Here is a 24435-nt window from a genome sequence, read left to right on the forward strand (position 1 = left end):
CGCAGCCGAAACGGCGGATTCGCGGTAGCCAGTCGAGTTCATCCCGACTTCGTTTAGTCGCGCCACACCCAGTTCAGCCGCGCCACGTCCAGCCCGGTGAACCCCACCCGAGTCGTCGGCCCGACCGAGATGTGATCCAGCACAGCGGAGACCAGGTCGCGACGCCGCTCCAGTGAGGCATCGACCCACCATTCGGCGAGCTCGCGCGGGCCAAGCCCCTCAGGTAGCGACGCCAGCCGGGTCGACTGGGCGACCTGCCCACGCAGCCTGGCGATCTCCATCTGGGTGCGGCGGTCAGCGGCCTGGAAAGCCTCCTTGGAGATTCTTTTCGCCACCCAGTCGTTGGCGAGTTCGGCGATGCTCTCCTCGTGCGCCTTGATCTGGTCGAGGAGCTGGTGTTCGGTCTGCGAGGCCATGGCTCCGCTCAGACGGCGGGCGATGGCCGGCGACGCGAACCGCGCCAGGACCCGTGAGGCGACTTCCTGTTCCAGCGCGTCGGCGGCTACCCGGATACGGCCGCACCCGCCGACAGGCGGGCTTTTACGGCACACGTAGCCGCGGGAGCCGGCGTTGCTCGGCTGGGACTGCAAGGGTTTACCGCAGCCGGGGATGCCGCAGACCAGCAGGCCGCCCGACAGCAGATACTTGCGGGCCGAGCCGCCGCCGCCCTTGTTACGGGCGGGGTCAGCGAGGATCGCCACGAGTTTCGCCTGCGTCTCATCGTCGATGATCTGTTCCCAGGCGCCTCGGGCGACCTTCTCACCGTTGAGGGTGCGCCAGCCCGCGATCCGCGGGTTCTGCAACGCTCTGCGCAACGTCACAGCCTGCCAGGGCTTCCCGGTCGACGTGCGGATCTCCCTCCGGTCGAGGTCAGCGACAATCGAGCGCAGCGACTGGCGTTCCAGTACTCGTTTCGCGACCTCACGCAACACCTCGGCTTCCGCCTCGATAAGCGTCGTGCCGTCTTTCTCATATCCGTAGGCGCGCATACCGCCGGACCAACTCTCACCTTGTAGTGCTCTTTGCCTGTTGGCGGATCTCTGCCGTTCGGCTTTGTGCTCGACCTCTCCGCGCGCCGCCGCCGCTGCCATTCGGGCTGCCATCCTGCCCGTTGAGGTTCGCAGGTCGATATATCCGTGAACCGCAGCAAACAACGTTCCGCAGCTTTCGGCGTAGCCGCACAGATATTCCAGTTCTAAATTGCGGCGTGTTACCCGGTCCAGATGCCAGCAGCCGACCGCGGTGATCACTCCTGATTCGATATCAGCAGCCATCCGGTCGTAACCCTTACGGCGTTTCCTCACATTGCTGGCGCTCATGTCGTTGTCGTTGTAAACCTCGACGATCACAGCCTCCGGGTCGAGGCGCGCGATCATCTCGCGGACCTCCGACTCCTGACGTTGCACGCCGAGGCCTGCGCCGATCCGGTCCCGGGAGATCCGTACGTAGATTCCCCACCGGTGGCCGGTGTGGCTCAGCGTCGTCGACGCGTACGGCAGGCTCACGTGTTCCCGCCACGGTGGCGTGACCAGCGCGTTCGCGCCGCGAAGGAGGAAACGCTGTCGGCGCCGGCGTCGAGGGCTTCGCCGGTTCTGGCGAGCGTGACACCACCCCGCAGGCCGCGAAGGGCCTCCAGGGTCCGCGCCTGGGTGCCGGCCGGGTACCGGCCGCGCTTGGCGAGGTTCCACACCATGACCCGGTCGGCCTGGCCGTGCTGTGTGGCCTTCAGCAGGCTGGTCATCCCGTTGCCAACCCCACCTAAGTCACAGAAACGGGCGTTGATGGTGCCGCCGGTTCTCGTGACGGTGTCTTCCAGGAGCGCGAGCTTCCCGTCGACCTGATCCACGTTGCCACCCTCAGAACGCGCGCACAGCGCCCAGCGCACCCCTGTGTGGGATCTGAGGTCCGAGGGGTGGACTTCGGCGCTCTCCGTCGCCCTCAGGGCCACAGAGGGGGTGCGGGGAGGGTCGGTCATCTGTCCCCCTGGAGGTCGCTATAGCCGAGAGAGGCGCGGGCCGCGCTGGACACGCCGTGGCGGCACCCATGCGTCTGTCCCCTCTCGCAGGTGACGCGACGCTCCCGAACCATGGCCGGAATCGTCCACTCACCCTGTCGGCTATATGGCTTCACGACAATCGCGGCGGCGACTATCAGCAGACCATACAACGCCGATATTCCCAGCCGGACGGCGACAAGAGTACGACGGCGACCAACCCCCGGCCAGTCGTTGACTGTCCCCCGGCAGCCCTCTTATCAACTACCCCAGCCGACGGGACTGCACTTTACCAGGTCAGGGCTATATGGCTAAACGATAGTCGTGCACTCGTCCTGGTGCTCGTTGGCCCACTGGTGTGCCTTGCGGATTCGTGCCACCCAGTCTCCCAGCGCCGCCGTGCGGGCCGGGTCGGCGAGGACGTCCTTGCCCGTGATCTGGAACTCGAAGCCGTTGGCGTAGCCCTCGCCGTCGACCAGGATGCGCGCCTTGGTCTGCGCCTCGGCCTGGGCGGTGTAGGGATCCCAGATGGCCCATGCGTCGATCTTGCCGGAGGAGAGCGCGGCCAGGGCGTCCGGTGGCTGGAGATACTGGGGCTGGATGTCGCCGAAGCTCAGGCCCTCCTTCTTCAGCACGGCGAGCAGGTGGAAGTTCGCGGAGCTGCCCTTGGCCACGGCGACGCGCTTACCGCGCAGGTCGGCCGGGGTCTTGATGGGCGAGTCCGCGGGGACGACGACGGCCTGGCCGCCGAGCCCCTTCTCGGCGACCGCGACGACGGAGATCTTCGCCCCGGCGGCGGCGGCGAAGACCGGCGGGGCGTTGCCCACCGCGCCGAAGTCCAGGGAACCGGCGTTGATGGCCTCCAGGATCGGCGGCCCCGAGGTGAACTGGGACCAGGTCACCTTGTACTTGACGTCGTCGAGCTGGCCGGCCGCGGTCAACAGCGCCTGCAGACCCGTGCCCTTCTGGTCGCCGACGCGCAGCGTCACCTGGGACAGGTCGATCGAGCCGTCGGCCCGGACGCTCTGTTCCTCCCCCGCCCCGCAGGCCGCGGTGACGGTGAGGAGCAGTGCCGCGGCGATCAGGGCGGTGACACGACGTTTCATGCGGTTCCTTCCGGGGTGACGCCCAGCCGGTCGAGCAGGGTGGAGCGCAGTGCGATGAGGTCGGGGTGGTCGCGGTGGCGGGGCCGGGGCAGTTCGATCCGGGACTCGTGGGCGATGGCGCCCCCGTCGAGTACCAGGACGCGGTCGGCCAGCAGCATGGCCTCGTCCACGTCGTGGGTGACGAGCAGGATGCCGGGGCGATGCCTCTCCCACAGGTCGAGTACGAGGCGGTGGATGGTGATACGGGTCAGCGCGTCCAGGGCGCTGAACGGCTCGTCGAGCAGGAGCAGGCCGGGCTCGCGGACCAGTGCCCTGGCCAGGGAGGCCCGCTGGGCTTCCCCGCCCGACAGGGTGAGCGGCCAGGCGTCGCTCAGCCGGCCGAGACCGACCTCCTCCAGCGCGGCCCCCGCGGCGGCGTCCGGGTCGGGGGCGCGAAGACCGAGGGCGACGTTGGCCAGGACCCGCTTCCACGGCACGAGCCGGGGTTCCTGGAAGGCCACGGCGACGGTGCCGCCGACCTCGACCTCGCCCTCGGCGCCGGGGTCGAGTCCCGCGAGCACCCGCAGGAGGGTGGACTTGCCGGAACCGCTGCGGCCGAGCAGCGCGACGAACTCGCCCCGGCCTATCTCCAGGTCGACCCCGTCGAGGACCCTTCGCCGCCCGAAGTCCCTGGTGAGGCTCCTCACGGCCGCCACCGAAGCCGCCGTGGAGGGCCGACTCTCCGTGCGGGACGACGCTTTCACGGTGGGCCGGAGCGCCGTCCGCGAAGGCGTCTTCGTCGGCGGCCGAGGATCGGTGCGCGAAGGCGTCTCGGTACGGGACGAGGTCAGCGTGACAGGAAATTCTGCCGCCATGACAGGGCCCTCCTCTCCAGCAGGCGCACCAGCGCGTCCGTCAGCAGGCCGAGGATCGCGTAGACGATCAGACCGACGACGACCACGTCGGTGCGCAGGAACTCCCTGGCGTTGTTGATCATGTATCCCAGTCCGGCGTCCGCGTTGATCTGCTCGGCCACGATCAGCGCCAGCCAGGCCACGCCCAGGCTCTGCCGCAGACCGACGAGCGTCTGGCCGAGCGCGCCCGGCAGGACGATGTGGGTGATCGTCTCGGTACGGCTCAGCCGCAGCACCCGGGCCACCTCGGCGAGCTTGCCGTCGACGCCGCGGATCCCGGAGAAGGTGTTGAGGTAGAGCGGGAAGACCACACCGAGGGCGACCAGGGCCACCTTGGGGGTCTCCCCGATGCCGAACCAGAGGATGAACAGCGGGATCAGGCCGAACAGCGGAAGCGCTCGCAGCATCTGCAGCGGCGGGTCGACGGCGTTCTCACCCACCCGGCTGAGCCCGGCGACCAGGGCGAGGCCGACTCCGGCGACCGCGCCGAGGGTGAAGCCGATCGCGGCCCGCTGGAGCGAGACGGCGATCGCCTCGGGCAGGACTCCTTCCTGGACGAGCCCGGCGGCGGTGGTGAGGATCTTGAAGGGCGAGGCGAGGAGCCGTTCCTGGAGGAGTCCCGCGGTGCTGGCGACCTGCCAGGCGACGACGATGACCAGAGGGCTGGCGAGACGCTGCCAGGCGGTGGATGAAAGAAGGGGGACGCGTGACCGTGTTCGCACGGTCTGTTGTCGTATCCCCGCGCCGACGGCGGAAGCGGACACGGAAGACCTCACTCACGGCTGGGGGCTGGGTTCCCGCCCATCGTCCGGCAAATAACCCACAAAGTCAATCGGTAATACAGGTTATTGCCGCCGGTATGTCGAGGGCCCCCGAATTGGTAGGTTTTCCGTAAAGGAAGAACGCATGCGCACGCGGAGGAGCTGGCACGGTGGAGGTCGAGCAGACGGCACTGCCTGGGATAGGACTGCGACACGAGTTCACCACGCGCTCAGGCAGGCGCATCGGGATCGTCACTCACCGCACCGGCCGCCGTGACCTGGTGATATACGACCCCGACGATCCTGATCGCGCGTGCGAGACCATCAAGCTGAACGACGAGGAGGCCGACGCGCTCGCCGAGTTGCTCGGCGCCCCGCGCATCGTGCAGCGCCTCAACGACCTGCACCGCGAGGTCGAGGGTCTGGTCAGCATGCAGCTGCCGATCCCGGCCGCCTCTCCGTACGCGGGCCGGCCGATGGGTGACGCGCGCGTGCGCACCCGCACCGGCGCCTCCATCGTGGCCGTGGTGCGCGAGGGCCAGGTCTTCGCCAGCCCCGCTCCCGACTTCACGCTGTCCCGGGGCGACGTGGTGGTCGTGGTGGGCAGCCCGGAGAGCACCTCCGCCGTCTCCGATATCCTTTCCGGCGGGTAGGACGCCGGGTGCACACCGCGATTCTTTTTCTTGAGCTCGGTGCTGTCCTTCTCGGGCTCGGCATACTCGGAGCACTCGCCCTAAAAGGGGGCATATCCCCCATCCCTCTCTACCTCATCGCGGGCCTCGCCTTCGGCACCGGCGGCATCCTGCCCCTCGCCACCAGCGAGGAGTTCATCGCGGTCGGCGCCGAGCTCGGTGTGATCCTGCTGTTGCTCACCCTCGGCCTGGAGTACAACGCCGACGAGCTCGTGACGAGCCTGAAGGGCAACGCGCGAGCGGGCGTCGTCGACCTGGTGCTCAACGCGGCACCGGGCGCGATCGCCGCGCTGCTGCTCGGCTGGGGTCCGGTGGCCGCCATCGCCATGGCCGGCGTCACGTACGCGACCTCCTCGGGCATCACCGCGAAGGTCCTGTCCGACCTGGGGTGGATCGGTAACCGCGAGACACCGGTGGTGCTGTCGCTGCTGGTCTTCGAGGACCTGACGATGTCCATCTACCTGCCGATCCTCACCGCGGTGCTGGCCGGGGTGAGCTTCGCCGGTGGCGCGATCACCGTGGCGATCGCGCTCGCCGCGGTGAGCGTCGTGCTGCTGGTCGCGCTCCGCTACGGCAGGTTCATCGAGGCCTTCGTCTCCAGCCCCAACTCCGAGGTGCTGCTGCTGAAGGTCGTCGGCCTCGCGCTGCTGGTCGCCGGAGTGGCGCAGCAGCTGCAGGTCTCGGCCGCGGTCGGCGCCTTCCTCGTCGGGATCGCGCTCTCGGGTGAGCTGGCCGAGGACGCGCAGGCGCTGCTCACCCCGCTCCGCGACCTGTTCGCCGCGGTGTTCTTCGTCTTCTTCGGCCTGCAGACCGACCCGACCAAGATCCTGCCGGTCGCCGGGCTCGCCGCGCTGCTCGCCCTGATCAGCATGATCACGAAACTGCTCACCGGCGCCTACGCCGCCCGCCGGGCGGGCATCGCCAATGCCGGACAGGCACGGGCCGGTATCGCGCTCATCCCCCGGGGCGAGTTCAACATCGTGGTCGCCGGACTCGCGGTGGCCGCCGGGGTCCATCCCGACCTGGGACCGCTCGCCGCCACGTACGTTCTCATCCTCGCCGCGTTCGGCCCGCTCGCCGCGCGGCTCGTCCAGCCCTTCATCACCGCCATCGCCAAGCGCGCCTGAGATCCCGCCCGGCCCGCCGTCCCGGCGGGCCGGGCGGGCCGGGCTGGATTCCCGGGACCGCTCAACCGGTCGCTTTCCTGGATCACGGACCGGAAAAACTCCGGCACCCGGCGGTGACCGCCGGGTGCCGAAGAAGGTGTGGAGAATGCGGGCTCAGCCTGTGACGACGCCTCCCTCCCATTCCGCGGCGAGCAACTCGTAGGAGCGGACCCGGTCGGCGTGGTCGTGGGTCATGGTGGTGATGAGCAACTCGTCGGCGCCGGTGACGTCGCGCAGCACGCGCAGCTTCTCCACGACGGTTCTCGGGGAGCCGACGAACTGGGTGGCGAGCCGGTCGGCGACCAGCGCGAGGTCCTCCTGCGTCCACTCGTGGGCGGCGGCCTCGGCCGGAGTCGGGAACGGGATCGCACCGGCGCCGGTGCGGATGCTGCGGACCCAGAGCCCGTACGGGGAGGCGAGGTCCCTCGCCCTCTCGTCGTCCTCCGCCACGACGACGTCGGCCGAGACGATCAGGTAGGGCTCGCTGAGGACCTCCGAGGGCTTGAACGCCTCCCGATACGCCTGCGCGGCGTCCAGCACCCCGGATGGGCTGACGTGGTAGTTCGCCGCGAACGGCAGTCCCCGCTCCCCCGCCACCTGCGCGCTCTGCCCGCCGCTGCTGCCCAGGATCCACAGCCGCAGGTCCGCGCCCTCGCCCGGCACGGCGTGCGCGACCACCCCCTCGGGGGAACGATAGGTCCCGGCCAGCAGAGCCGCGATCTCGTCGACCTGGTCGGCGAAGTCGGGGCTCTGCGCACCCGGCTGCTGAAGCAACGCGCCGTACAACGAGAACAGCGGCGACTTCACGAGCGCCGCGAAGGAGAAGGGCTCTGGAATGAGCAGCCCGTCCACGATCCTGGCGGGCGTCGGCGAGGTCGAGATCCTCTCCTCCGACTCCGAGAGCTCGACGGTCGCGCGAAGTTCGGCCCCGCGCCGGCCCGACCGGCCCAGGCCGAGGTCGACGCGGCCCGGGTAGAGCGCGTCGACGAGACCGAACTGCTCGACCACCGACAGCGCGGTCTGGTGACCGACCTGGACGGCTCCTGAGCCGACCCTGATCGTGCTGGTCGCGGCGGCCACCAGGCCGATGAGCACGGCGGGGGCGGCACTGGCGACACCGGGCGCGAGGTGGTGCTCGGCCACCCAGTAGCGGAGGTAGCCGAACTCCTCAGCCCGCCGGGCCAGGTCCAGGGTGTTGCGCAGCGCCTCGCCGGCGGTGCCACCGGAGGGGATGGGTGCCAGGTCGAGGATCGACAGGGAGGTCATGACCGCACCTCCTCGCGCTGTGAACTCCCGGAGCGGGGAGCCTCGGGGGCCGGGCTCTCGTGCCGTGGGCTTTCCGTGCCTGAACTCCCGGAACTCGAACCTGCGGGCCCCGGGCCTCCCGGCTCGGAGCCCACCTGGCGGGGGAACGGCCTGCTGGGGATCTCCGCGCGCAGCACGGGAGCGATGTCGCTCTGGAAGAGTTCCAGGGCCGTCCGGTGCTGCTTGTCGGTGAGGCCGTCCGCGTCGGCGTGCAGGTGCATGACCTCGTGCCCGAGCCGCTCGTGGTAGCGGTGGACCTTGTCGATGATCTGCTGCGGGCTGCCGACCAGGATCGAGCTGCGCTCGATCGCGTCCTCCAGGGTGTGAAAGACCGGGTCCACCCCGACCTTCCTGAACAGTTCCAGCCTCGCGTTGAAGATCGGCCGGTAGGTCTCGATCGCGTCCTGGGACCTCCTGGTCGCGTAGTAGCCCGCCGTACCCGCGCCCACCAGGGCGTCGGCGGGGTCGTGACCGTGGAACTCCCAGCGTTCCCGGTAGTGGCGGACCAGCTCGGCGTACGGCTCGACCGGGTTGCTGACGTTGGCGGAGAAGAGCGGGTCGCCGTACAGGGCGGCGAGCTCCACCGACTCCTTGCTGGTGGCGCTGCCGTGCCAGACGCGAATGGGGCGCTGTAGCGGGCGCGGCCAGGTTTCCGCGTCGGTCAGGGACGGCCGGAACCTCCCCGACCAGGTGACCTTGTCCTCCCGCCACAGGCGGCGGAACAGCTCGTAGCCCTCCCGGTTGCGCTCCCACTGGTCCTCGCCGGTCACATGGAACAGCTGGGCCTGCGCGGCGCCGTTGCCCTTGCCGATGATGAGTTCCAGGCGGCCGTCGGAGAGGTGGTCGAGGGTGGCGTAGTCCTCGTAGGCCCGTACGGGGTCCAGCAGGCTCAGTGTGGTGACCGCGGTGAACAGCCTGATCGTCGACGTCCTGGCCGCGATGTGGCTGAGCACGACCGGCGGGGACGAGGAGATGAACGGGCGCTCGTGCCGCTCCCCGACACCGAAACCGTCGAACCCGAGTTCCTCGGCCAGCACGGCGTTCTCGACGACCTCGCGCAGGCGCGCGTTGGTCGACTTGAGCTCGCCGGTGATGGGGTCGGGGCCGTGAACAATCAGGGTGATCGCCAGAAATCTCATCGTTCGTTCTCCAGGCCCAGGTGACCGCGCAGCGTGGTGGTCTCGTACTCGGCGCGGAAGACCCCGCGTTCCTGCAGCAGCGGTACGACCGTGTCGACGAAGGCGTCCAGGCCGCCGGGGGTGAGGTGCGGCACCAGGATGAACCCGTCGGAGGCGTCGTTCTGCACGAACTCGTTGATCTCCTCGGCGACGCGTGAGGGCGAGCCGATGAAGGACTGCCTGCCGGTCACCTCGATGATCAGGTCGCGGATGCCGAGCTTCTTGGACTCGGCCAGGGCCCGCCACTCCGCCGCCGTCTTGAGCGGGTCGCGGGACAACCGGGTCCGGCCCTTGATGATCGAGTCCTCGGAGACGTCGGGGTCGATCTCGGGCAGCGGTCCCTCGGGGTCGTAGGCCGACAGGTCACGGTTCCACAGTTGCTCCAGCAGCAGGATCGCGGTCTGCGGGCTGACCTGCTGGCGGCGGATGTGGTCGGCGTTCTCCTGTGCCTCGGCGTCGGTGTCGCCGAGCGCGAACGTGGCACCGGGGAGGATCTTCAGGGAGTCGGGCGACCGGCCGTGCGCGGCCAGCCTCGACTTGATGTCCCGGTAGAAGGCCTGCCCCTCCTGGAGGAGGCTGTGCCGGGAGAAGACGGCGTCGGCGGTGGCCGCCGCGAAGGCCCTGCCCCCCTCGGAGTCCCCCGCCTGGATGGTCAGCGGACGGCCCTGCGGGCTGCGCGGCACGGTGAAGTGGCCGCCGATGTCGAAGTGGGTGCCCCGGTGGGCGAACTCCCCCGCGTCCGGCCTGGCGAACGTGCCGGCCGCCGGGTCCGCGACGAGGTCGTCGGCCGCCCACGAGTCCCAGAGCTCGTTGACGGTCCGCACGAACTCCTCGGCTCGCTCGTAGCGCCGCGCGTACTCCAGGAAACCGCCCCGGCGGAAGTTCTCCCCGGTGAAGGCGTCGGAGGAGGTGACGACGTTCCACCCGGCCCGGCCTGCGGACAGGTGGTCGAGGGTGGCGAGCTTGCGGGCGAGCTCGTACGGCTCGTTGAAGGTGGCGTTGATCGTCCCGGCCAGGCCGAGGTGGTCGGTGACCGCGGCGAGACCGGAGAGCACGGTGAGCGAGTCGGGGCGGCCGACCACGTCGAGGTCATGGATCTTCCCGCGCTGTTCGCGCAGCCGCTGCCCGTCCGCGAGGAAGAAGAAGTCGAACTTCCCGCGCTCGGCGGTCCGCGCCAGGTGGGTGAACGAGGCGAAGTCGATCTGGTTGCCCGAGGCGGGATCACTCCAGACCGTGTGGTTGTTCACGCCCGGGAAGTGGGCGGCGAGGATGACCTGCTTCATCGTCGGCTCCCTGCGTAGCGGCCGGCGGGTCGGGGCAGGTGGAGATGGCCGCGGAGGGTGTCGGCCTCGTAGGCTCGGCGGAAGGCGCCGCGTCCCTGGAGTTCGGGCACCAGGCCGCGCGTGATCGCGTTCAGGTCGGTCGGCAGCACGGCGGGCCGTAGCCTGAAGCCCTCCAGGCCGGCCGCGCGCCATTCCAGGAGCAGGTCGGCGAGTTCGCCGGGCGTGCCCGTGAAGATCGCGGCGTCGGAGGTGTGGGCGGCGCCGTCGAGCTCGTCGAGCCGGGCCCCGCGCTCGCGGGCGTCGTTCCCGTCCTCTCCCAGGAGCACGACGAGGTCCGCGAAGATCTTCAGTTTCTCGGCGTCCGGGTCGCGCACCTCTTCGGCGATCTCGCGCACCTCCGCCACGACGGCCCGCGCCTGCTCGGTGTCGTGCGGCGTGACGTGGACGACGTCGGCGCCGCGCGCGGCGAACTCGTACGGCAGCCGGGAGTGTGCCAGCGCGGTGACGAGCGGCTGCCCCTGGGGCGGTCGCGGCACGATGGAGGGCCCCTTCACGGTGAAGTGCTCGCCCTCGAAGTCGACGTAGTGGAGTTTGTCGCGGTCGACGAACCGGCCGGTGGCCACGTCGCGGATGACCGCGTCGTCCTCCCAGCTGTCCCACAGGCGCCGCACCGCCTCCACGGCGTCGGCGGCGTCACCGAACAGTTCCCGCACCAGGGGTGCCCTGCCGAGGTCGCCGAGGCTCTCCGGTGTCAGGACGGGAACCTCCCGGCGGCCGAAGTGGGCGGCCTCGGTGTGGCGCCCGGAGATCTGTGCGCGCCATCCGGCCCGGCCGGAGCTGACGTGGTCGAGGGTGGCGATGGAGCTCGCGACGTGGAAAGGCTCGGTGTGCGTGGTGGTGACCGTGGGCACCAGCCCGATCCTGCTCGTCAGCGGGGCGATCCTGGAGGCGACGAGGGCGGCGTCGAGACGCCCGCGCACCTGGTCGGTACGGCCGTCGTGACCGTCCAGGCGCGTGGTCTGCAGGGCGAGGGAGTCCTCGATGGTGACGAAGTCGAGGAGGCCGCGCTCGGCCTCGGCCACCAGAGCGGCCCAGTAGGCGGCGGTGAACAGGACTTTCGGGGAGGCGGCGGGGTCACGCCAGGCTGCGGGGTGCCATCCGGCGCCGTCGAATGCGACGGCGAGATGCAGGGGAACTGCCGACATGCGGTGACGATAACACAAAAACCCTTAATCTCTACATGTTTAGTTGGTTATATCGCGGAAGTTGGCCCGTCACGGACGTCTTCCTGACGTCGGCATCGGGATCTGGTAGGCATTTGTCCCGTGACGCGCTTTCTAGCAGCTCTCGCGATGACTCTCCCGCTCATCGCCGCCGCGACTCCGGCTTCGGCCGCCGCCCCCGGCAAGCCGAACATCCCACCGGGAGTGACGGCCGGTTACGTGGTCTTCGACCGGCAGACGGCGAAGGTGACCGAGTACCGCAACGCGCACCGGAGATTCCGATCGGCGTCGGTGGTGAAGATCCTCATCGCGATCGACTACCTGGAGTCGCGCAAGAGCGTTCCCGAGCGGGACCTCGCGCTGCTGAAGGTCATGCTGCGGGTGAGCGACGACGGCGCCGCGACGTCCTTCTGGACCCGGGGCGGTCAGGGAAAGATCATCCAGCGGATGGCGCGCAAGCTGCGGCTCACCGACACCGCTCCCCCACCGGCCGACAAGCCGGGCTTCTGGGGTTACACCTCACTCAGCGCGATGGACGTCGCCACGACCTACCGCTACCTGCTCGACCGGGCCGACCCCAAGGTCGGCGGCCTGATCCTGGGCCACCTGCGCAGGTCGGGACAGTGCGGCTCCGACGGTTTCGACCAGTACTTCGGCATCCCCCGCGCGGTGCGCGGGCCGTGGGCGGTCAAGCAGGGCTGGTCGGGGTACGGCTCCACGCCCCCGGTCCGCTGCCGCCCGGCGAAAGCCCCCGCGTCCACCCCCCGGCCTTCGAGCTCGGCCGCCCCCGCGTCCGTCGCCCACCCCTCGACCTTCACCGCGGCCACACCCGACGTCCCGCTCGCCGCGCACCCCGCCACCTCCACCGACTCCACGGTCACCGCGCGGACCGTACCCGCCGCACAGGTCATCCCCGCCCGCTCAGGGCCGGTCCCCGATCTGGGACGCCCGGTCCTGCACACCACGGGGCTCGTCGGCCCCAAGGAGCGCTGGATCGTGGTCCTGCTGACCGCCCACCCTGCGGGAAGCACCTGGCAGCGCTCCACCGCCCAGACGACGAAGCTGGCCCGGGAGGTCCACCTCAGCGGGACCTCCTGATCAGACGCGGCGTACGTCGCCGGCCGCGGTCATTGCGCCGACTCGTCGAGGGAGGCGACGAGACGGCGCAGGGTCTGCTGCAGGTCCAGGACCTCGACGGGGGCGAGACCGGCGGCCTCGAAGATCCGGGCGGGGACGTCGCACGCCCGCTCCCCCAGCCGGCCACCCTCATCGGTGAGCCGCACCAGCACGGATCGCTCGTCCTCCGTGCTGCGCTCGCGACGCACCAGGCCCGCCGCCTCCAGCCTCTTCAGCAGCGGGGACAGGGTGCCCGAGTCGAGCCGCAACCTCACGCCGAGCTCCTTGACCGTCACCGGCTCGCGCTCCCAGAGCACCATCATGACCAGGTACTGCGGGTAGGTCAGGCCGAGCTCGCCCAGCACCCTGCGGTAGACGGCGTCCAGGGCGCGAGAGGCGGCGTGCACGTCGAAGCACACCAGATTCTCGACGGTGATCTTCACGTCTCGATTATACCGACCTTGACTGCTATCAACTTAATTGTGCACAATTAAGTTGTCCAAAACCGAGAAGGGATCACGATGAGTACGATCTACACGGCCATCGCCACCGCCAACGGCAGGGAAGGACGGGCGGTCTCGTCCGACAAGCGCCTCGACGTGACCCTCGCACCACCGAAGGAGCTGGGCGGATCCGGCGAGGGCACCAATCCCGAGCAGTTGTTCGCGGCCGGATACGCCGCCTGCTTCGCCAGCGCGCTCCAGTTGATCGGCAGGAGGCAGAAGGCCGACGTGTCCGAGGCCTCGGTGACCGCCGAGGTGGGCCTCGTCCCCGAGGGTGAGGGCTTCGCGCTCGCCGTGACGCTGCGCGTCGAGCTGCCCGACGAGTTGCACGGGGAGGCCGGCACCGCCCTCGTGGAGGCCGCCCACCAGGTTTGCCCCTACTCCAACGCCACCCGGGGCAACATCCCGGTCAACCTGGTGATCGAGTAGTCAGACCCCCGAACCCTCCGGGGAGCGTGGTCAGGGAAGGGGTCTGCGACCGGCGAAGCCGAGTTCGTCTCGGTGGTACCACGCCAGCTCGCGGTCCCCTTCCAGCCAGCACAGCCGCACCCGCACCCCGTCGAGCACCGAGGGGAAGTCGACCAGCAGAGGCGCGACGCCCTTGACCTCGATGCCTCGCTCCTCGAACCAGCCGAGGATCTCCTCCAGCCTGGCCTCGAAGGCCTTCGCCTCCGCCAGACCACCGGCCTTTGACGTCCCGGTGCTGCGGAGCTCGTGCGCGAGCTCGGCCAGCTCCCCCCGCATCGCCACGAACGCGGCGGCCCGCTCCAGCAGCACGGGCATGAGCGCCCGCGCCTCCTCAACGGTGAAGATCTTGTCCACCCTCGCACGCTAGCGCGTCCCCTGCCGGAACGCGGCGAGGCCCCGGAATGTTGTCAGCAAATGCTGACAACAACGAACCTGTCAGCTTATGCTGACAGCATGGGATCGTTGAACGAGTTCGCCGAGGCCGTCGACGGCAAGGATCCGGTGGTGGCGCTGGCGGCCGTGGCGGCACTACGCAGGCTTCTGGAGGAACTTGAGGCCGCGCACGTCATCGAGGCCAGGAACCAGGGTTCCTCCTGGGAGGTCATCGCCGCCGCGCTCGGCGTCAGGCGGCAGACGGCACACCGCAAGCACGCACACCGAACCACCGACGGCGGGAGCTGACGATGTTCGCGAGATTCACCCCCGAGGCCCGGCGAACCACGGTCCGCGCCGGACTGCTGGCGCTCGACCACGGCCACACCACGCTCGACGAGGACATGTTCCTGCTCGCCCTGGCCGAGTCCTGGCCGGTGACCGGTCTCGGGGTCACCCCCGAGGCAGTCGGCGCGGAGATCCGGAACCGTGAGGCCGCGAAGGGCCGGGCGGGCGACCGCGCGCTGCTCGCCGCCATCGGCGTCGACCTGGACGAGGTCAGGCGGCACCTCCCGCCCCGGCGGGAGGATCCCCTGGCGTGGCGACTGACGCGCTCCAGGCTCCGCCCGCTGAACGTGACGCTCAGCGGCCCGGCCGGTGACCTGCTCCTCACGGCCAGGGCGCGGAAGGCCGTCGAGGTCGCCCTGCACACCCGCGGCACCGATTCCCAGGTGGGCGGCGAGGAGTTGCTGAAGGGCCTGCTGGCCGACGGCTCGAACGCCTCCGTCTCCATCCTGCGCGGCCTCGGCGTCGACGTTCGCGGCCTCGCGGCGAGCATCGGCTTCCTGCGCGAGTCGGCCTGAGCCTTCCTGCGCGTGTCGGCCCGAGCCTGAGAGCGCGCATCGACCCGCACTCTCGGCCCCGCCAAGGATCTCCCTTCCGAAAGGGGCCGGGAGGGGGGCGAAGCGGGCACCGCCCGGCCGTCCCTGCGGAAGGAGGTCAGGAAGGAGCGAGCGAGGGCCGGATCAGGTCTCGATGCCGTAGAAGCGCGCTGCGGTACCGCCGAGGATCGCCTCCCTGGCGGCCTCGTCGAGACCCGACAGCAGCACGCCGGTCTCCCTCCAGACCTTGGCGTAGTCGCCCGCGAGGACGGCCACCGGCCAGTCGCTGCCGAACATCAGCCGCTCGGGGCCGAACGCCTCAAGCGCGTGGTCGACGTAGGGGCGGAGGTCCTCGGCGGTCCAGGTCTCGGGATCGGCGGCGGTGTTGAGGCCGGACACCTTCCCGTACACGTTGGGGTGCTCGGCGGCGCGGGCGATCAGCGACGCCCACGGCTCCCACCCCTTCTCCCTGATCGGCGGCTTGGACAGGTGGTCGATGACCAGCCGCAGCCCGGGGACGCGCTCGGCGAGGAACGGCACGTGCTCCAGGTGCCTGGGCAGCACGGCGACCACGTCGAACGGCAGCCCCGCCGCGGCGAGCAGGCCCAGGCTCTCGATCACCGTGTCCTGGACCACCCAGTCGGGATCGGGATCGTCGTGGATGAGGTGCCTCACCCCGGCGAACCTCGGATGCCTGCCGTAGCGCTCCAGCGCCCCGGCCGCCTCGTCGGGCCGGTTCAGCGGCACCCACCCCACCACGGCGGCGATGAAGTCGTGGGCGTCCGCCTGCGCCAGCATCGCGTCGGTGTCGGCGTAGGTGTCGGCGGCCTGGACCAGCACGGTCCGCTCCACACCGGCGGCGGCGAGCTGCGGGACGAGCTCCTCGGGAGCGAAGGTGCGGTAGAGCGGCCCCGCCTCCGGCGTCAGCCAGGGGTAGGAGCCCGTCTCCAGATTCCAGAAGTGCTGGTGGGCATCGATGACGGCCATCCACCGCTCCCCTTCGATTCCGTGATCAGTCGTCTGAGCCTGCTCAAACTAGGGCGACGTGACAAGGGTGTCAACGCCGTCGGGCCCGCGGGAACCGGCCGGTGGCGATCACTTTGGCGGGCGCGTCCTCACACGTACGGACCGGTGGCGGTCGCTCCCCCGAGCAGAGCGTCCACCACCGGCCCGTGCGCCCTTCGGAGGGTCGCCCGTCGTTACGCCGGCTACGCCGGGGTCAGGGCCTGGTCGTCCGGCCGCGCGGAAACCGGCCGCGCGCTCGCGGGCGAGGATGAGCCGGGCGCCGGAAGCACGATGGAGAGCGGGACGGGCGCGGTGTTCACCGTGCGGCTGCCGCTGCGAGGGAAGGGCGTAGAAGCTCGTCCGCTACGCGGAGTTCCGGTCGTCGGTGGAGGGCGTGGGAGAGGCGAACGGTCAGGACGAGGTGGACCGCGCGCCGGCGGCGCTACGGGGTCCGACGCAGAGCCTGTTGCCCAAGGAGATGACGCAGGCCACGCTCGACGCCGTGCTGGCGGAGCTGCGCAAGGCCCCCGGCGGCCTGTCGGCCCAGACCGCCGGGGCGGCGATCGGCGTCTCCCGGGTGACCGCCCGCCGCTACCTGGAGCATCTGACGGAGAACGGGATCACACACCGGGTCCCCCAGTACGGCGGACTCGGACGACCCGAGCTGCTCTACCGGATCACTTGAGATCCCGCCGGGCGAGGAGGCGCTGCAGGAGGCCTGATCAGCCGTTGCTCTGGTCCATCGGCACGCGGGGCGCGTCGATGATGACGTCGGAGAAGATGTCGACCATCAGGGCGATCACGCCGCCCACCGCGACGATCCCGGCCCCCACCCAGAAGAACGTCCAGTTGGGACCGAGGCACAGGGCGACACCCCCCACGGTGAACCCCAGCAGGATGACGATCACCGCGAACCACGACTTGGGGCTTCCCCCGTGACTTCCGGCCATGAGCCTTTCCTCTCCCTGTCCTGTGACTCTTCGCGAGTCGGTGATGCCGCGCCGTCCGCCGCGGCGATCAGCCGCGTCAGCGACCGGTGGAGCTCCTGGAGCTCCTCCATGGTCATCCCCAGACGCTTGACGATCGTCGGCGGAACCTTCTCCGCCTCGCCCCGTAGCCCGCTGCCCTCCGGTGTGAGCGAGACGGCCAGGACACGCTGGTCCTGGCTGTCACGCCGCCTCCGGATGTAACCGACGGACTCGAGACGCTTCAGCAGCGGGGACAGCGTACCGGGGTCGAGTCTCAGTAGCTCGCTCAGCTCCTTGACCGAGAGCGGTGCCCGCTCCCAGAGGGCGAGCATGACCAGATACTGGGGGTGGGTGAGCCCCATCGGCTCCAGCAGGGGCCGGTAGAGGCCGATGACGTTGCGCGAGGCGATCGCCAGGGCGAAGCACACCTGACGGTCCAGGCTCAGGGGGTCGGCCATGTCACTCACGTGCGCCTCCAAGCGACATAGTACAATAATTGGTACACAAACGATTATCGCCCCAACCATCGGTGAGCAAAGGACCCCCATGTTTCACAGCAGGCCGATCGAGGAGCGGATCGCCGAGCGCCAGGCCAAGCGTCCCACCCTCAAGGAGGGCCGGCATTTCGAGCACGGCCCGGCCAAGTTCGTCTTCATCTTCGTGATCGTCTTCGTGGTCGTCGGCCACCTCGCCGGCCTGCTGCTGATGATGGCTTTGGGAATGCACTGACCCGTGCGCCGGCGGAGCTCGCGGCACGTGCCCTTCCTCTCAGAGCCGAAGCCAGGGGCCTGCACGCCGAAGGGGTCCGGATGAGAGGATGATGATCCTGTTGGTCGGGGTTGGACCGCCCGATAGATCAGGAGGTCTGTAATGTCTGACGTCACGCCGGAACCCGAAGGTTCCGAGAGTTCCGACGACGAGCTGAAGCGCAAGTTCCGCGAGGCACTGGAGCGCAAGAAGCTCGCCCAGGCGGACGCGGGTTCCGGGGGCAAGGGGAAGAACTCCTCGAAGATCCACGGTGCTCACGGCCCGGCTGCGGCCAAGCGCTCCTTCCGGCGCAAGAGCGGCGGCTGAGCCGTCTTCGCACCAGGTCCAGGATGAGGGCACCCGCCCACCCGGACCTCGGCCGCCCCGCTGGCATCCGGCCAGCGGGCGGCGCGCTCCCCGCCACCGGCTCCGGCCGCTCCCTTGGAAGCGGCCGGGGTCTGCCGTTAAGCTGTGCGCGTGCGTGATCTTGGCGAGGACCCCCGACCGGCTCGAGGCGCGGTCAGCGAGGTCCACCGTGTCGACCGAACCGCGACCCTGCACTACTCCCCCGACCTCGACGGGCTCGCCGACCCCGGTGAGATCGTCTGGGCGTGGGTCCCCTACGAGGAGGATCCGAACCGGGGCAAGGACCGGCCTCTGCTGGTCGTCGGCCGCCACGGGCGCAAGCTGCTCGCGCTGATGCTGACCAGCCGGGCCGGCGGCGACCCCGATGACTACCTGGAGCTCGGCCCCGGCCAGTGGGACCGGGAGAACCGGGTCTCCTACCTGCGCCTGGATCGGGTCTTCAGTCTCGCCGAGGGCGACATCCGGCGCGAGGGCTCCATCCTCGACGGCGCGCGCTTCGCCCGCGTGGCCGCCGTCCTCAAGCGCACCCACGGCTGGGCCGCCGACGGCTGAGCCCGCCCCACCCGGAGACCCGTATCCCATGGATGACAAGCGGCTCGTTCGAGTCTCCAAATATCTCTCCCAGCACCTCAGGCACCAGCCCGAGCGCATCGGGCTCGTCCTGGGCCCGCAGGGCTGGGTGGACGTCGACGCCCTGCTGGCCGCCGCCGCGCGGCACGGTTTCGCGATCACCCGTGAGGAGCTCGCGCGGGTGGTCGCGGGCAACGACAAGCGGCGCTTCAGCATCGAGGGCGACCGGATCCGCGCCAACCAGGGCCACACGGTCGACGTCGATCTGGGCCTTCCCGCGGTCGAACCGCCCGAGATCCTCTTTCACGGCACGGTGGGCGCGCACGTGGGCGCCATCCGGGAGGAGGGCCTGCGGCCGATGAGCCGGCACGCCGTACACCTTTCCCCCGACCGGGAGACCGCGACCAGGGTGGGCGCGCGCCGGGGCAGGCCGGTCGTGCTGGTCGTCCGCGCGGGAGAGATGCACCGGGCGGGTCACGAGTTCCGGGTCAGCGCCAACGGCGTCTGGCTGGCCGCCCACGTGCCGCCCGCCCACATCTCGTTTCCCGGCTGAGGGACTTCCCGCGACAGAACCCCCGTGACGGGGCCCCGGACTCCCATCCGCCGGGGAGCCCGCGGCGTTCTCGGCCCTTCCCGAAGATCCCCGGAGCTCCTCGAAACTCCCCGGATCCCTCCTGAGACGCGTCTTTCGCACTGGAAGAGCCAGTGGCGCCCCTCACTTCGCCGCCGGAGGAGCCCGGATCGGCCTCACTTCACACCAAGAGCCACAGTGATTCCAACGTGTTCCCAAATCTGGGCCAAACCGTGACCCCACTTCCGCCCGACCCCCGGGTTTACCGGTAAATACCTGGGTCTTTTTATGGTCATGCTGTGTTAGCCGGGAGGCAACCCATTGACGTTCCAACACATTCGGGTGTAAATAAAGCTGAAACAACACGGAAACGGTGGTGAATCAACAGCATGTACGCCGAGGAGCGGCAACAGGAGATTCTGCGCCGGGCGCGGGCCGTCGGACGGGTGGACGTGGTGACGCTGGCGGAGGAGTTCGCCGTCACCACGGAGACCATCCGGCGCGACCTGACCGCGCTGGAGCGCTCCGGGATGCTGCGACGCGTGCACGGCGGAGCGATCCTGGTCGAGCGGCTGGGGTTCGAGCCCGAGCTGGCCGCCCGCGACGAGGTGATGATCGCGGAGAAGGAACGCATCGCGAAGGCGGCGCTCGCCGAGCTCCCCGACGACGGCGCGATCATCATCGACGCCGGTTCGACCACCGGCAGGCTGGTGCAGGCACTTCCGGTCGATCGGGAGCTGACCGTGATCGTGAACTCACCGCCACTGGCGACGGCGATGGCCACCCGACCCAACCTGACGGTGATCATGCTGGGCGGCCGGGTCCGCGGACGGACCCTGGCCACCGTCGACGACTGGGCGCTGCGCCCTCTCGCCGACCTGCACGTGGACGTGGCGTTCATGGCCGCCAACGGGTGCTCGGTGGCCAAGGGGCTGACGACACCCGACCCGGGCGAGGCCGCCATCAAGCGGGCGATGATCGACGCGGCTCAGCGGTGCGTGTTGCTCGCCGACCACACCAAGTTCCCCAACACCTACCTGGCGCGTTTCGCCTCGATCCAGGAGATCGACGTGGTGATCAGTGACACCGGGCTCGATTCCGGGGTCGCGGCCGAGATGGCCGCAGCGGGCCCGGAGGTGATCCGGGCGTGATCCTCCCCTCCCCCCCGGTCACCGCCAGGATCTCGAAGGTGATCGTCCCCGCCCCCCTCGGCCTCCGCCGGAACCGTACGACCAAGGTGGTCCCGGCATGATCGTCACCTTGACCCTCAACCCCAGCCTGGACCGTACGATCGAGGTCGGGTCGATGACCCGCGGGGCCGTCATCCGCGCCGCCGCCACCCACCTCGACCCCGGCGGCAAGGGCGTCAACGTCTCCCGGGCGCTGCTGGCCAACCAGGTCCGCTCGTGCGCGGTCGTCCCCTTCGGCGGCGACGAGGGCCGCCGACTGGTGAGCCTGCTCTCGACCGAGGGCATCGAGATGATCACCGTCCCCGTCGGCGGGGCCACCCGGTCCAATGTCGCGCTGGCCGAGCCCGACGGCACGGTCACCAAGATCAACGAACCGGGAACGGCCCTGTCGTCGACCGAACTCGACACCATCGCCGAGGCGGTGCTCGGCGCGGCCAGCTCCGCGGACTGGGTGGTCGCCTCGGGCAGCCTCCCGCCCGAGGTGCCCGCCGACGTCTACGCCCGCCTGTGCGAGCGGTTCAGCGGCGCGGGCATCAACGTCGCGGTCGACACCAGCGGACCCGCGTTCATCTCGGCGCTCGCCGAGGCTCCCGCCCTGGTCAAACCCAACCGGGAGGAGCTGGCCGAGGCCACGGGGATCGTCATCTCGTCCCTGGGCGACGCCATCAAGGCCGCGGAGAACCTGCGGGCGCGAGGCGCGGGCACCGTCCTGGCCAGTCTGGGCGCCGACGGCGCGATCCTGCTGCAGGACGACCAGATCTGGCACGGCCAGTGCCCGGTGGCCGAACCACGCAGCACCGTCGGCGCCGGCGACGCCATGCTCGCGGGCTTCCTCGCGGGCGGGGCACGAGGCGAGCGCGCGCTGGTGGAGGCGCTGGCCTGGGCGACCGCCGCAGTCGGGCTGCCGGGAAGCCGGATGCCATCCCCACACCACATCCATCGTGACGACGTGCGCGTCACCGGAGCCGATCCCACCCTGTCGCTGCGGCCCGAGGGCTGACAGCGGTATAGATCCACCCCCCAGGTCGGCCCAACCGCCGACCGCCCCGGAAGGAGCAGAACCACATGAGTGAATACACCCCAACTGTCACAGGAACCGGGGCGAGAGCGACTATTCAGCGTTTCGGCGGATACCTCGCCGGGATGATCATGCCGAACATCGGCGCGTTCATCGCCTGGGGCCTGATCACCGCTCTGTTCATCCCCACCGGCTGGCTGCCCAATGAGGACTTCGCCACCCTGGTCGGGCCGATCGTCACGACGCTGCTGCCGGTCCTGATCGGCTACACCGGCGGGCGGATGGTCCACGGCCAGCGCGGTGCCGTGGTCGGCGCCGTCGCCACCATGGGCATCGTCGCCGGCGCGGAAAGCCCGATGTTCCTCGGCGCGATGATCATCGGTCCGCTCACCGCGTACCTCCTGAAGCTGTTCGACGGACTCATCGCCGACCGCGTCAAGGCCGGCTTCGAGATGCTGGTGGACAACTTCAGCGCCGGCATCATCGGCGGCGCCATGGCCCTGGTCGGACTCAAGGCCATCGGCCCCGTCGTCGCCTCGATCACCGCGGTCGCGAGCGACGCGGTCGCCTGGCTGATCAACAACAACCTGCTGCCGATCGCCTCGATCGTCATCGAGCCCGCCAAGGTGCTCTTCCTCAACAACGCCATCAACCACGGTGTGATGGGCCCGCTGGGCATCGCCCAGGCGGCCGAGGACGGCAAGTCGATCCTGTTCATGCTGGAGTCGAACCCCGGCCCCGGCCTCGGCCTGCTGCTCGCCTTCATGTTCTTCGGCCCCCGCGCGCTGCGTCCCAGCACCCCCGCCGCGATCATCATCCACTTCTTCGGCGGCATCCACGAGATCTACTTCCCGTACGTGCTCATGAAGCCCCGGCTGATCCTCGCGGTCATCGCCGGTGGCGCCACGGGCGTCCTGGTCTTCCTCATGACCGGGGCCGGGCTGGTGGCCACGCCGTCGCCCGGCAGCATCTTCGCCTTCCTCGCGGTGACCCCCAGGGGCGGACTGTTCGGCACCATCGCCGGCGTCGCCGCCGCAACGCTCGTCTCCTTCGCCGTCGCGGCGGCGCTCCTCGGCTTCGGGCGCGGCAAGGACGACAGTGAGGAGAGTGGGGAGAGCGTCGAAGAGCCGCAAACCGCACCCACCGTCAAGGAGGCCTAATCGATGGCCAGCATCGAGAGCAAGGACATCCACAAGATCGTCGTCGCCTGCGACGCGGGAATGGGCAGCAGCGTCATGCTCGCCAGCCAGCTCCGTAAGCAGCTGAAGCCGCAGAACATCGCGGTGGAGCACACCCCGGTGAACACGATCCCCGCCGACGCCGACGTGGTGCTCTGCCACGCCGGACTGGCGAGCCGGGCCAGGGCCGGTGCCCCGGACAAGGTGCTCATCCCGTTCCAGGTCTTCATCGGAGACCCCGCGGTGACCAAGCTGGTCAGCACGATCAAGAGCGGCGGCACCGTCAATGCCTGAGACGGCACCGTTGCCGCTGGACCCACGCGCCATCCGGCTGGCGGCCTCGGCCGCCGGCCGTGACGACGCGATCCTGCAGTGCGGAGAGGCCCTGCTCGCCGTCGGCGCGGTGGAGAGCGAGTACATCGACACCATGCTCGAACGGGAGCGGTCGATCTCCACCTACGTCGGCGAGGGGGTCGCCATCCCGCACGGCACCCTGGCCGGCAAGGACGCGGTCCTGTACGACGCCATCAGCTTCGTGCGCTTTCCCGAGGGCGTCGACTGGGACGGCGAGCAGGTGACAGTGTGCATCGGCATCGCCGCCAAGGGCGACGGCCACGTGCGACTGCTCGCCGAACTCGCGCAGATCCTGATGGATCCCGACCAGGCCCGGGCCCTTCGCGAGGCGACGGAAGTCGCCGAGGTGGTCCGGCTGCTGCAACCGAACGAAGAGGACGAAGCACAGTGAAGGTCGCCCGTTTCTACGCCCCCGGCGACATCCGCGTCGAGGAGGCGCCGGAACCCGTCACCGGACCAGGCGAGATCAAGATACGCGTGCGCAACTGCTCGACCTGCGGTACCGACGCGAAGATCCTCAAGCACGGCCACCACCACATCCATCCGCCCAGGGTGATGGGGCACGAGATCGCCGGCGAGGTGGTCGAGGCCGTCGACGCCGGCGAGTGGGCCCCGGGTGACCGGGTGCAGGTGATCGCCGCGATTCCCTGCGGGACGTGCCCGGAGTGCCGCCGGGGCCGGATGACCGTCTGCCCGAACCAGGAGTCGATGGGCTACCACTACGACGGTGGTTTCGCCGAGTACATGATCATCCCGGCTAAGGTCCTCGCGGTCAACGGCGTCAACCGCATTCCCGACGAGATCGGTTTCGCCGAGGCGTCGGTGGCCGAGCCGCTGGCCTGCGTGCTCAACGGCCAGGAGCTGGCCCGCGTGGGCGAGGGCGACGACGTGGTGATCATGGGCTCCGGCCCGATCGGCTGTCTGCACGTGCGGCTGGCTCGGGCGCGGGGCGCGGCACGCGTCTTCCTCGTCGACATCAACGCCGGGCGGCTGGAGATGGCCGCCCGGCTGGTCCACCCCGACGCGGTCGTCCACGGTGAGGACGTCGTCGAGCAGGTGCTCAAACTGACCGAGGGCAGGGGGGCCGACGTCGTCATCACCGCCGCCGCCGCCGGCGCGGCCCAGGAGCAGGCGCTGCAGATGGTCGCCCGCCAGGGGCGGATCAGCTTCTTCGGCGGCCTGCCCAAGGACAACCCGATCATCCAGTGCGACTCCAACCTGGTCCACTACCGGGAGCTGACCATCGTCGGCGCCAACGGGTCGAGCCCGGCGCACAACGCCCAGGCTCTGCGGCTGATCGCCGACGGCTCGGTGCCGGTCGCCGACCTGATCACGCATCGGCTGCCGCTCACGGAGGTCCTTGAGGGCATCGACATCGTCAGCAGGGGCGAGGCCATCAAGGTGACCATCGAACCCTGACCGGTGCCGGCCCGCCGGACCCCTCCCGTCTGGTCAGACGGGAGGGGCCCGGCGCGGAACCGGCACAGGCCCGCCAAGCTCGCACCACTCGCAGAACGCGCACAAAGCG

The 24435-nt window shown here is 69.9% G+C and carries 31 protein-coding genes; 17 read left to right on the forward strand and 14 right to left on the reverse strand.

What is annotated here, in order from left to right:
* Positions 1 to 53: 53 nt before the first annotated feature.
* The 5 genes from ACIBH4_RS11835 to ACIBH4_RS11855 form a co-directional block, all read right to left on the reverse strand.
* Positions 54 to 1505 (reverse strand): recombinase family protein, encoded by a 1452-nt coding sequence (locus tag ACIBH4_RS11835; RefSeq protein ID WP_362767146.1) that lies wholly within the window; start codon positions 1503 to 1505, stop codon positions 54 to 56.
* On the reverse strand, positions 1502 to 1846 hold the full coding sequence (locus tag ACIBH4_RS11840; RefSeq protein WP_362767143.1) for a hypothetical protein: 345 nt from the start codon (positions 1844 to 1846) through the stop codon (positions 1502 to 1504). Before ACIBH4_RS11840 ends, ACIBH4_RS11835 begins: the two co-directional genes overlap by 4 nt.
* Before the next feature lie 458 nt (positions 1847 to 2304).
* Complete coding sequence (locus tag ACIBH4_RS11845) at positions 2305 to 3099, reverse strand: ABC transporter substrate-binding protein (protein ID WP_362767140.1); 795 nt, start codon at positions 3097 to 3099, stop codon at positions 2305 to 2307.
* Complete coding sequence (locus tag ACIBH4_RS11850) at positions 3096 to 3785, reverse strand: ABC transporter ATP-binding protein (protein WP_362516112.1); 690 nt, start codon at positions 3783 to 3785, stop codon at positions 3096 to 3098. The genes ACIBH4_RS11845 and ACIBH4_RS11850 overlap by 4 nt, the downstream gene beginning before the upstream one ends.
* 140 nt (positions 3786 to 3925) lie before the next feature.
* Positions 3926 to 4714, reverse strand: a complete 789-nt coding sequence (locus tag ACIBH4_RS11855) for an ABC transporter permease (RefSeq protein WP_362516110.1) — start codon at positions 4712 to 4714, stop codon at positions 3926 to 3928.
* 209 nt (positions 4715 to 4923) lie between these two features.
* Between ACIBH4_RS11855 and ACIBH4_RS11860 the strand changes: the two genes are divergently transcribed.
* Both ACIBH4_RS11860 and ACIBH4_RS11865 read left to right on the forward strand, forming a co-directional pair.
* The gene (locus ACIBH4_RS11860; RefSeq protein ID WP_362516108.1) at positions 4924 to 5406 is read left to right on the forward strand and encodes a cation:proton antiporter regulatory subunit; all 483 of its coding nucleotides are present in this window, start codon (positions 4924 to 4926) and stop codon (positions 5404 to 5406) included.
* A gap of 8 nt (positions 5407 to 5414) precedes the next feature.
* Positions 5415 to 6572 (forward strand): cation:proton antiporter, encoded by a 1158-nt coding sequence (locus tag ACIBH4_RS11865; protein ID WP_362516104.1) that lies wholly within the window; start codon positions 5415 to 5417, stop codon positions 6570 to 6572.
* Positions 6573 to 6725: 153 nt separating this feature from the next.
* Here the strand turns inward: ACIBH4_RS11865 and ACIBH4_RS11870 are convergent, their stop codons facing one another.
* Genes ACIBH4_RS11870 through ACIBH4_RS11885 form a run of 4 tightly spaced genes read right to left on the reverse strand, consistent with a single transcriptional unit; the run spans position 6726 to position 11582 of the window.
* Positions 6726 to 7877 (reverse strand): LLM class flavin-dependent oxidoreductase, encoded by a 1152-nt coding sequence (locus ACIBH4_RS11870; RefSeq protein WP_362516102.1) that lies wholly within the window; start codon positions 7875 to 7877, stop codon positions 6726 to 6728.
* Positions 7874 to 9055 carry an LLM class flavin-dependent oxidoreductase gene (locus ACIBH4_RS11875; RefSeq protein ID WP_362516100.1) on the reverse strand — a complete coding sequence of 394 codons (1182 nt, stop codon included), beginning with the start codon at positions 9053 to 9055 and terminating at the stop codon, positions 7874 to 7876. Before ACIBH4_RS11875 ends, ACIBH4_RS11870 begins: the two co-directional genes overlap by 4 nt.
* Positions 9052 to 10377 carry an NtaA/DmoA family FMN-dependent monooxygenase gene (locus ACIBH4_RS11880; RefSeq protein ID WP_362767137.1) on the reverse strand — a complete coding sequence of 442 codons (1326 nt, stop codon included), beginning with the start codon at positions 10375 to 10377 and terminating at the stop codon, positions 9052 to 9054. Before ACIBH4_RS11880 ends, ACIBH4_RS11875 begins: the two co-directional genes overlap by 4 nt.
* The gene (locus tag ACIBH4_RS11885; protein ID WP_362516096.1) at positions 10374 to 11582 is read right to left on the reverse strand and encodes an LLM class flavin-dependent oxidoreductase; all 1209 of its coding nucleotides are present in this window, start codon (positions 11580 to 11582) and stop codon (positions 10374 to 10376) included. The genes ACIBH4_RS11880 and ACIBH4_RS11885 overlap by 4 nt, the downstream gene beginning before the upstream one ends.
* A gap of 147 nt (positions 11583 to 11729) precedes the next feature.
* Here ACIBH4_RS11885 and ACIBH4_RS11890 point away from each other — a divergent pair, with 147 nt between their 5' ends.
* Positions 11730 to 12698 carry a hypothetical protein gene (locus tag ACIBH4_RS11890; protein ID WP_362767134.1) on the forward strand — a complete coding sequence of 323 codons (969 nt, stop codon included), beginning with the start codon at positions 11730 to 11732 and terminating at the stop codon, positions 12696 to 12698.
* A gap of 29 nt (positions 12699 to 12727) precedes the next feature.
* Here the strand turns inward: ACIBH4_RS11890 and ACIBH4_RS11895 are convergent, their stop codons facing one another.
* Positions 12728 to 13153, reverse strand: a complete 426-nt coding sequence (locus tag ACIBH4_RS11895; protein WP_362516253.1) for a MarR family transcriptional regulator — start codon at positions 13151 to 13153, stop codon at positions 12728 to 12730.
* Between the two features lie 84 nt (positions 13154 to 13237).
* Here ACIBH4_RS11895 and ACIBH4_RS11900 point away from each other — a divergent pair, with 84 nt between their 5' ends.
* Positions 13238 to 13648, forward strand: a complete 411-nt coding sequence (locus tag ACIBH4_RS11900) for an organic hydroperoxide resistance protein (protein ID WP_362516091.1) — start codon at positions 13238 to 13240, stop codon at positions 13646 to 13648.
* A gap of 30 nt (positions 13649 to 13678) precedes the next feature.
* On the opposite strand, the gene ACIBH4_RS11905 is transcribed toward ACIBH4_RS11900, so the two are convergent.
* The gene (locus tag ACIBH4_RS11905) at positions 13679 to 14041 is read right to left on the reverse strand and encodes a DUF2203 domain-containing protein (protein WP_362767131.1); all 363 of its coding nucleotides are present in this window, start codon (positions 14039 to 14041) and stop codon (positions 13679 to 13681) included.
* A 99-nt stretch (positions 14042 to 14140) separates the two neighbouring features.
* Between ACIBH4_RS11905 and ACIBH4_RS11910 the strand changes: the two genes are divergently transcribed.
* Together ACIBH4_RS11910 and ACIBH4_RS11915 are read left to right on the forward strand one after the other, a co-directional pair.
* On the forward strand, positions 14141 to 14368 hold the full coding sequence (locus ACIBH4_RS11910; protein ID WP_362516086.1) for a helix-turn-helix domain-containing protein: 228 nt from the start codon (positions 14141 to 14143) through the stop codon (positions 14366 to 14368).
* 2 nt (positions 14369 to 14370) lie between these two features.
* A complete protein-coding gene (locus ACIBH4_RS11915) occupies positions 14371 to 14922 on the forward strand; it encodes a Clp protease N-terminal domain-containing protein (RefSeq protein WP_362516084.1) in 552 nt (183 codons plus the stop codon).
* 162 nt (positions 14923 to 15084) lie between these two features.
* Here ACIBH4_RS11915 and ACIBH4_RS11920 read toward each other — a convergent pair whose 3' ends face one another.
* Positions 15085 to 15927 carry an amidohydrolase family protein gene (locus tag ACIBH4_RS11920; protein WP_362516081.1) on the reverse strand — a complete coding sequence of 281 codons (843 nt, stop codon included), beginning with the start codon at positions 15925 to 15927 and terminating at the stop codon, positions 15085 to 15087.
* Between the two features lie 412 nt (positions 15928 to 16339).
* On the opposite strand from ACIBH4_RS11920, the gene ACIBH4_RS11925 reads away from it, so the two are divergent.
* Positions 16340 to 16630: an HTH domain-containing protein gene (locus ACIBH4_RS11925; RefSeq protein ID WP_362767128.1), complete on the forward strand. Its 291-nt coding sequence runs from the start codon at positions 16340 to 16342 to the stop codon at positions 16628 to 16630.
* 37 nt (positions 16631 to 16667) lie between these two features.
* Here the strand turns inward: ACIBH4_RS11925 and ACIBH4_RS11930 are convergent, their stop codons facing one another.
* Both ACIBH4_RS11930 and ACIBH4_RS11935 read right to left on the reverse strand, forming a co-directional pair.
* The gene (locus tag ACIBH4_RS11930; RefSeq protein ID WP_350948369.1) at positions 16668 to 16895 is read right to left on the reverse strand and encodes an HGxxPAAW family protein; all 228 of its coding nucleotides are present in this window, start codon (positions 16893 to 16895) and stop codon (positions 16668 to 16670) included.
* The gene (locus tag ACIBH4_RS11935) at positions 16850 to 17371 is read right to left on the reverse strand and encodes a MarR family transcriptional regulator (RefSeq protein ID WP_362767321.1); all 522 of its coding nucleotides are present in this window, start codon (positions 17369 to 17371) and stop codon (positions 16850 to 16852) included. The genes ACIBH4_RS11930 and ACIBH4_RS11935 overlap by 46 nt, the downstream gene beginning before the upstream one ends.
* Before the next feature lie 88 nt (positions 17372 to 17459).
* On the opposite strand from ACIBH4_RS11935, the gene ACIBH4_RS11940 reads away from it, so the two are divergent.
* The 10 genes from ACIBH4_RS11940 to ACIBH4_RS11985 all read left to right on the forward strand — a co-directional run bounded on the left by ACIBH4_RS11940 (position 17460) and on the right by ACIBH4_RS11985 (position 24326).
* Complete coding sequence (locus ACIBH4_RS11940) at positions 17460 to 17642, forward strand: hypothetical protein (RefSeq protein WP_362516077.1); 183 nt, start codon at positions 17460 to 17462, stop codon at positions 17640 to 17642.
* A 141-nt stretch (positions 17643 to 17783) separates the two neighbouring features.
* Entirely contained in the window at positions 17784 to 17987 is a 204-nt protein-coding gene (locus tag ACIBH4_RS11945; protein ID WP_350967627.1) for a DUF5302 domain-containing protein, read from the forward strand.
* Positions 17988 to 18137: 150 nt separating this feature from the next.
* The gene (locus ACIBH4_RS11950) at positions 18138 to 18578 is read left to right on the forward strand and encodes a type II toxin-antitoxin system PemK/MazF family toxin (protein WP_362516074.1); all 441 of its coding nucleotides are present in this window, start codon (positions 18138 to 18140) and stop codon (positions 18576 to 18578) included.
* Between the two features lie 28 nt (positions 18579 to 18606).
* Positions 18607 to 19149, forward strand: coding sequence for an RNA 2'-phosphotransferase (locus ACIBH4_RS11955; RefSeq protein WP_362516070.1), 543 nt, complete (start codon positions 18607 to 18609; stop codon positions 19147 to 19149).
* Positions 19150 to 19556: 407 nt separating this feature from the next.
* On the forward strand, positions 19557 to 20318 hold the full coding sequence (locus ACIBH4_RS11960) for a DeoR/GlpR family DNA-binding transcription regulator (RefSeq protein ID WP_362516068.1): 762 nt from the start codon (positions 19557 to 19559) through the stop codon (positions 20316 to 20318).
* 97 nt (positions 20319 to 20415) lie between these two features.
* Positions 20416 to 21357, forward strand: coding sequence for a 1-phosphofructokinase (gene pfkB, locus ACIBH4_RS11965; RefSeq protein WP_362767125.1), 942 nt, complete (start codon positions 20416 to 20418; stop codon positions 21355 to 21357).
* A 65-nt stretch (positions 21358 to 21422) separates the two neighbouring features.
* On the forward strand, positions 21423 to 22535 hold the full coding sequence (locus ACIBH4_RS11970; RefSeq protein ID WP_362516064.1) for a PTS mannitol transporter subunit IICB: 1113 nt from the start codon (positions 21423 to 21425) through the stop codon (positions 22533 to 22535).
* Positions 22536 to 22538: 3 nt separating this feature from the next.
* A complete protein-coding gene (locus ACIBH4_RS11975) occupies positions 22539 to 22847 on the forward strand; it encodes a PTS lactose transporter subunit IIB (RefSeq protein WP_350948361.1) in 309 nt (102 codons plus the stop codon).
* The gene (locus ACIBH4_RS11980) at positions 22840 to 23298 is read left to right on the forward strand and encodes a PTS sugar transporter subunit IIA (RefSeq protein ID WP_350948360.1); all 459 of its coding nucleotides are present in this window, start codon (positions 22840 to 22842) and stop codon (positions 23296 to 23298) included. Before ACIBH4_RS11975 ends, ACIBH4_RS11980 begins: the two co-directional genes overlap by 8 nt.
* On the forward strand, positions 23295 to 24326 hold the full coding sequence (locus ACIBH4_RS11985) for a zinc-dependent dehydrogenase (RefSeq protein WP_362516061.1): 1032 nt from the start codon (positions 23295 to 23297) through the stop codon (positions 24324 to 24326). The genes ACIBH4_RS11980 and ACIBH4_RS11985 overlap by 4 nt, the downstream gene beginning before the upstream one ends.
* The last annotated feature ends 109 nt before the right edge of the window (positions 24327 to 24435 follow it).

Source organism: Streptosporangium sp. NPDC050284 (assembly GCF_044459525.1).
In the GTDB taxonomy this organism is placed as follows: Bacteria; Actinomycetota; Actinomycetes; order Streptosporangiales; family Streptosporangiaceae; genus Streptosporangium.